We start from the raw sequence: 6,414 nt of genomic DNA, 5'->3' as shown, positions 1-6,414 counted from the left end.
CCCCCCGCCCCCCCCCCCCCCCCCCCCCCCCCCCCCCCCCCCCCCCCCCCCCCGGGGCCCGGCGCCCCCCCCCCCCCCCCCACAGCGCCGTGCGATCAGTAGGCATTCGTGGATGCTGGTGTTCTCCGAGAAGCTGATTCGCTTCGGGTCGTGTGAGGTGATTATCCGCTCGATATGGAATCTACTGGCCAAAAAGCGGCGCTCATTTTTTCCGGCTGCGGCGGTGCAGGCAGTGACTGGGAGCACCATGGCGAGCACTCCGCGTTCAGAACCCAAGAGCTGGTCTGCCAAAGGTGTGAAGAAGGTACGAATGCTGTTCGAGTCGATGACACCTCCGGCGGCGGGGTCTGAATTCGCGAGGTGGTCGCGAATTCGAAGCTCGTATTGCTGCATCTGTTGCACTTGATCACTCGTGTATTGCCGGTGGCGTTTCGTGTTGTTGGTGAATGGCGGATTCATAATTACGAGATCGAGGTCTTGGGGTGCGAAATCGACCTCGGTCTCATCCACCTGAATGGCACCGATACCCTTCTGGGTACGGAGTGGCCGGACAAGGCTGTGCAGAGAGTCTGCTGAGTCGGCTGTTGCCAAAATCTCTAGCGAGCCCGCCTGCATCGTTCCATCGGTTTGTGGGCCATGTCTGAGAGTGAACAGGTTGATGTGGCGATAGTCGACGGTGGGTGCACCGAGTGTGAGGTTGCAGGCTGCCATCTGTACTGCGTGACGGTTGATATCGAGTCCGCAGAGGACGTTTTCCACCAGTCCCCGGTGCAACTCGGCCTGGTCCTCGTTGTCTGCCTGCTGGCTGCGTGATTTCAAAACGTGCAGTGCAGCCATCAGCAGAGTGCCGGTGCCGCAGGCCGGATCCATGATCCGCAGACGGCGAATTTGTTCATCGTCGGCCCAGTCGGTGAAGTCGGCATCTATGGCCAGCCGGGCGAGTACCAGGGCGGAGAGGTTGTTGGTGTAGAAGGCGCCAGTGGCCTCTGCGTTAGGAAGGATGCGGTGGTAGAGCGGACCGGCGTGGTCGTAGCCCATGTCGCTCAGTGAAGCGGCGGTCCGGTTTGCGCACTCTGCCAGCCGGCACAGGGCATGGTTTGCAAATTTCCGGCGGGGCAAGGAGCCCAGCACGGCGAGCGCGGGCTCGAAGACCGGCTTGTAGTCGTGTTCCAGGATCTTCTCCCAGTCGCGCTCTAGAGCGTCGGCCGGGTACTCATCGCCCGAGACGGTAGCCAGATCAGAAAGCCAGTTCATGTGGGCCACATCGGTGAGCCGGCGATGGAGGAGGCAGGCGTTTCCCACTAGAAGGGCCGCGATGGTACAGATGTCGCGATCATTGCCAGTGACTGCCAATCCCATCGCATCTGCCAACTGCCCAGCTAATTCACCTTCTTCGAACAGCCGAGCCGCGGCTCGAACAGCCTGTGCAATGTCATCGGCGACTAGCAGGCCGGGCGTGCCAAGACCAGAGGAAGCCACTACGTGCGCGTAGATGCCTTGACCAGCCTCGCGCAGATCGAGCACAAGCTGCGATGACGTTATGTCAGGCGGGTCTGGCGGTTCCGCAGGATGCGGTCCTATCTCGTGGGCTTGAACGTACCGGAGTGGGTTTTCGGCAAGCCGCCCATCGTGGGATTGGAGTGCCCGCATCACCTGGCCTAGGGCTTCGTAGCCGGTGTTGCCTTCTGTCAGCGCAGTAGCCAAGTCGGTGCCCGGCGAAATGGGAATGGGAACAATGATGTATCCGAGTCTCTTGCCCTCGCTGCGGCGCATAACCCGACCGACAGCCTGCACAATGTCAATCTGGCTGTCACGGGGCTCCATAAAGACAATTGCGTCTAGCGAAGGTACGTCTACCCCTTCACCGAAGAGCTTGACATTGCAGAGCACGCGAGCGATTTCTTCTTCTCCGGCTAGGCCAAGCTCGCGTAGTGCCCTGCTGCGCTTGAGTGCGCTGTCGGTTCCATCTAGGTGTTGCACGTCCATCCTCAAGGACTCGGTCGCCTGAGGGTTGGACTGTCTTGCTCGTCGGGTAATGAGCGACTTGAGTTCAGGTTGCCGAAGTCCTTCCGCGAAGAACTTGGACCGCAGAATTGAGTTGGCAAATGCAATTGTTCGGTGTAGACGGCCTGGCCGGTCAAGTTCATCGCCCTCTGCAAGACCATTTACGGCCAGCGATGTCCCCAACAGACGCATCATCTCGTCCTCGGTGATGATTAGTGGCTTTGCTCGACCCTCGCTCAGGCGCTCGCCGAGAGAGACCAGTCGATCGCGCATTCCCAGAGGAATGGCATTTTCGTGAACGCCCAGCACAATCACGCGGTAGTCCGAGAGCAGACCGTCGTTGACCGCATCCTTGAAGGAAAGAAGTTCGAGTTCGGGTCCGTACACATCAAAGTCGGACATGTCGACTGTCTCTATGCCCTTGTTGGCTAGTGACGAACGAGAACGAGGGCTGTAAATCCTTGGAGTCGCGGTCATATACAGCCGTTTGACGGCTCGCAGAGACTCTTCGCTATGAACGGCTTGGAATCCGGAGTTCTCGCCACCAGACGCGGCTCGGTCCACTCCTGTTGTGCGATGCGCCTCATCGCAGAGGGCGAGATCGAAGCCCGGCACCCCTAGTTCCTCTTGCGCTGCGGAGACATGTTTCAGAGATTGATATGTGCAGAACACGACGCGAGTAACGCCGTTTCGGGAAGACTCTGAAAGGAGGTCGGCCAATTCCGCGGGGTTGGAGGTGACAGCGCACTCGAGTTCGGAGAGCCGAACATCGGCTTGCTCGCCGCGCCCCCCTGCTGAAGGGTCGGAGCAAACCACTGCGCACTCCAGCGGGCGAGCGCTGTGGCGTAGCCACTCCCTCCGAGCCTGTGAGACCAATGCGATACTGGGCGCCAGAAACAAAATCCTGCCGCCATCGGGTACGACCTGTTCGGCAATTCGAAGTGACGTGAAGGTCTTTCCCGTTCCACAGGCCATCGTCAACCGACAGCGGTCATTGTTACTCAAACCATTGACTACTTTGTTGACGGCTTCCCTTTGCCTCGGCCAGAGTGAACGAACCGGACGCTCAGAGTCGAGTTCGAGAATCAGGTCGTCTGCGTGGCGCAGGAAATCAATTCTGTGGATTGGGGGAGTGGCTCCTTCAATGGCAACTTCTGCAGCAGAGGTCCAATCGCAGGTGGCAACAATCCAGCGCATCGAATAGACGGCCTGCTGGGAATAGCCGAGAAACGAGTCAATCTCTGGTTTGGAGACCTTCGCATCATCGGCATAACACTTGCATTGAATCGCGATCCATCTGCCGTCTCGATGTCGAGCTACAAGGTCGATGCCTCTGTCGCGGCCGTCCCGACCGGTCAGATCCTCGCGTTCTGGCCAATCGGCTCAACGATGAACTTCAGTAATCTCGTACTCCGGAGACGTCCTGAAGACTCTCGCGACGAGATTCTCAAACCATCGTCCTTTCTCACTCTCGTCGCGGCTATCCCGCCGGATGCGTTCTAGGGCTTTTCCAACCGATATTGCTCCATCCCCCGGGAACTCCAGTTCGATCAGCCCTGACTTGGCATCGAACGTTGGTCGGCCGCCACTGCCAGCTTCATTGGCCTCTTCGATCACGTCGCTACACCCCTCTTTGCTTGGCAATCGTCTGGGAGCTTACTGATGGGAGGGGAATAGATCGGCGCGAATGACTCACTTTCGATCCTGTACCCCTACCTGCGCCCCTAGCCCTGTGCGCTCATCGTTGCAAGCCCCCGGCAGTTAATGGCGTCCGCACCCGAGGATTTCTGGAACGGTCATACTCATTGAAGTGAGGCCGATGGCATGTGGGTATCCCCGGGTAGCTCATGTCTTCGGACAGGCCCCGGGGTATCGCCTTTCTGGGGTTTTCCGCCGGAGTAGCGGGGTCAGCGGTTGCATCAGCGGTCGCTGTCCCGCAGGGCGCTTGCGCCGCTCCCGGTAAAGTTGCCCGCATGAGCTGCAGGTCCATGGTGTTTGCCAACCGCGATCGCATCCGCGAGATCGCCGCTTCTTGCAACGCTGACCGCATCTCCCTGTTCGGCTCAGTTGCCCGAGGGGACGACACCGCCGACAGCGACTGCGACTTCATTGCCGACCTCAAGCCCCAGTCCACACTGCTCCACCTAGCCCGCATCAAGACCAAGCTCGAAGATCTGCTTGGCTGCACCGTCGATGTCGTGTCCCGCCGGTCCATCCCGCCCGGCATCACATCCGTCGAAGACGAGGCCATTCCTCTTTGAGCCGATCTGACAACGACACAGCGCCGCCGTCCTCGTACAACGCCGCCAGTAGTCACCCTGAAGGAAGCAGGGCATGCCCGTGACAGACGAGGAGTACGCGGCAGGCGTTTTGGAGCGGTTCCTTGAAGGACACAGTGCGGAAGTGCTTCCCGAGAGAGGGCACGAGCCGTCGCACGACATCGACCTGCGCGATCCGGACGGGGAGATCAAGGCCAGGGTGGAGGTAGTGAGGCTTACCGACCCAGAAACCGAGAAAGGTACCAAGAAGGGCGTCAATCCCAGAGGTTTCTTTGACCCGGCATCGAACATTGCGGGTGCCGTCAACGAGAGAGTCAGAAAAAAGGCTCGCAAGGACCAGGCCGGTGCGCATGACGAGCCGAAATGGTTGGTGGTGGTCCTCAGCAGCGCTGGCGGGCTTTATTGGATCAACACGCTAAACGAGCGCCCGCCTGGGCTGCTCGACGCCGGTTCTTACGAGGCCGACGAGGCCGTCCTCAAACAGCTCGACGGAATATCCTGCGAGCACTTCGCCGAAGTGTGGGTCGTGTGGGAGCAGCTCGACACGGTACGGGGCAGGCAGGAAACCGCCGTCGCCGCTTTCCCCTCCCGCTGCCTTCGACTAGCGGGGGCGTGCTCCAGCATTTGGGACCGGCAGGCCGAGCAAGCCCCTACCCCCGTTATCGATCCGGCTGGCGGGACGACGCAAGAGTCGGCGGCAGCCACCGCTCCTGAGGGGACCGCTTCACAGTCAAGCAATGCATCAGAGGGGTCCGAATCCGCGGCTGCCGGATCCCAACTCGGGGAGTATCGACTCCAGGGCCACCACGCCACCGGGATCGACTCCAGGGCCTACACGCTACCGGGATCGGCTCCAGGCCCACCACGGCCTCGCTGATCGAGCCTGGATGCCCTACACGCCGGGCTGATCGAGCCTGGATACCCTACACGCCACTCCAGGATGCCCAGGAGACGCCGGCGGGAAGGCTCGTCGTCCAGTCCCAGCATTCGACGGTGCTGTCGGCCCTGATCCCACACGAATGGCCGCGGCCGGCCGCGATGGCGGTGAAGGCGCCTGCGGGGGCGTCCGACCGCCCGACTCCGTTGGCGCCCCAGCATTCGACGGTGCTGTCGGCCCTGATCCCACACGAATGGCCGCCGCCGGCCGCGATGGCGGTGAAGGCGCCTGCGGGGGCGTCCGACCGCCCGCCGCGGTTGTTGCCCCAGCATTCGGCGGTGCTGTCGGCCCTGATCCCACACGAATGGAAGCTGCCGGCTGCGATGGCGGTGAAGGCGCCTGCGGGGGCGTCCGTCTGCCCGTGGCGGTTGGAGCCCCAGCATTCGGCGGTGCTGTCGGCCCTGATCCCACAGGAGTGGTAGCTGCCGGCTGCGATGGCGGTGAAGGCGCCTGCGGGGGCGTCGCCCGTTGGGTCCCGGCATTCGACGGTGCTGTCGGCCCTGATCCCACACATATGGTCCTGGCCGGCTGCGATGGCGGTGAACGCGCCTGCGGGGGCGTCGCCCGCTTGGCCCTGGCATTCGACGGTGCTGTCGGCTCTGATCCCACACAAGCTGAAGCCGCTGGCCGCCGCGATGGCGGTGAAGGCGCCCGCGAAGGCGTCCGCCGGCCAGAAACCGCCGATGGCGCCCCAGCATTCGACGGTGCTGTCGGCCCTGATCCCACAGGAGTGGTCGCCGCCGGCCGCGATGGCGGTGAAGGCGCCTGCGGGGGCGTCCACCCGCCCGGAGTTGATGCCGCCCCAGCATTCGACGGTGCCGTCGGCCCTGATCCCACACGAATGCCTCCTGCCGGCTGTGATGGCGGTGAAGGCGCCTGCGGGGGCGTCCGCCTGCCCGTATTCGTTGATGCCGCCCCAGCATTCGACGGTGCTGTCGGCCCTGATCCCGCACGTATGGTTGTCGTTGGCCGCGATGGCGGTGAAGGCGCCCGCGGGGGCATCCAGCGCCCCGCGGGGGCCGGCGGCCCAGCATTCGACGGTGCTGTCGGCTCTGATCCCGCACGTATGCTCGTCGCTGGCTGTGATGGCGGTGAAGGCGCCCGCGAAGGCGCCTTCGTGGACGCCCGTCTCCCCGGCGCTTATGGATTCTTCGGTAACAACGATGTGGAGGCCGCCCCGGCATTCGACGGTGC

The 6,414-nt window shown here is 62.5% G+C and carries 5 protein-coding genes; 3 read left to right on the top strand and 2 right to left on the bottom strand.

What is annotated here, in order from left to right; all coding sequences use genetic code 11:
- The coding region (locus OXG30_01980; protein MCY4133670.1) for an N-6 DNA methylase at window positions 1-2,406 on the bottom strand (2,406 nt) is incomplete at its 3' end.
- Between the two features lie 696 nt (window positions 2,407-3,102).
- Between OXG30_01980 and OXG30_01975 the strand changes: the two genes are divergently transcribed.
- From OXG30_01975 to OXG30_01965, 3 genes are all read left to right on the top strand, one after another.
- Window positions 3,103-3,507 carry a hypothetical protein gene (locus OXG30_01975; protein ID MCY4133669.1) on the top strand — a complete coding sequence of 135 codons (405 nt, stop codon included), beginning with the start codon at window positions 3,103-3,105 and terminating at the stop codon, window positions 3,505-3,507.
- A gap of 470 nt (window positions 3,508-3,977) precedes the next feature.
- Window positions 3,978-4,265, top strand: a complete 288-nt coding sequence (locus OXG30_01970) for a nucleotidyltransferase domain-containing protein (GenBank protein ID MCY4133668.1) — start codon at window positions 3,978-3,980, stop codon at window positions 4,263-4,265.
- A 73-nt stretch (window positions 4,266-4,338) separates the two neighbouring features.
- The gene (locus tag OXG30_01965; GenBank protein MCY4133667.1) at window positions 4,339-5,160 is read left to right on the top strand and encodes a hypothetical protein; all 822 of its coding nucleotides are present in this window, start codon (window positions 4,339-4,341) and stop codon (window positions 5,158-5,160) included.
- Window positions 5,161-5,206: 46 nt separating this feature from the next.
- Here the strand turns inward: OXG30_01965 and OXG30_01960 are convergent.
- The coding region (locus OXG30_01960; protein MCY4133666.1) for a hypothetical protein at window positions 5,207-6,414 on the bottom strand (1,208 nt) is incomplete at its 5' end.

Source organism: bacterium (assembly GCA_026708015.1).
Lineage (GTDB): Bacteria > Actinomycetota > Acidimicrobiia > Acidimicrobiales > Bin134 > Poriferisocius.
This window is presented reverse-complemented; position numbering and strand designations above follow the sequence as displayed.

Bases quoted from the DNA above. Each gene is read 5' to 3' on its own strand.
- OXG30_01970 (MCY4133668.1), top strand. From the start codon at position 3,978: ATGAGCTGCAGGTCCATGGTGTTTGCCAACCGCGATCGCATCCGCGAG.
- OXG30_01965 (MCY4133667.1), top strand. From the start codon at position 4,339: ATGCCCGTGACAGACGAGGAGTACGCGGCAGGCGTTTTGGAGCGGTTC.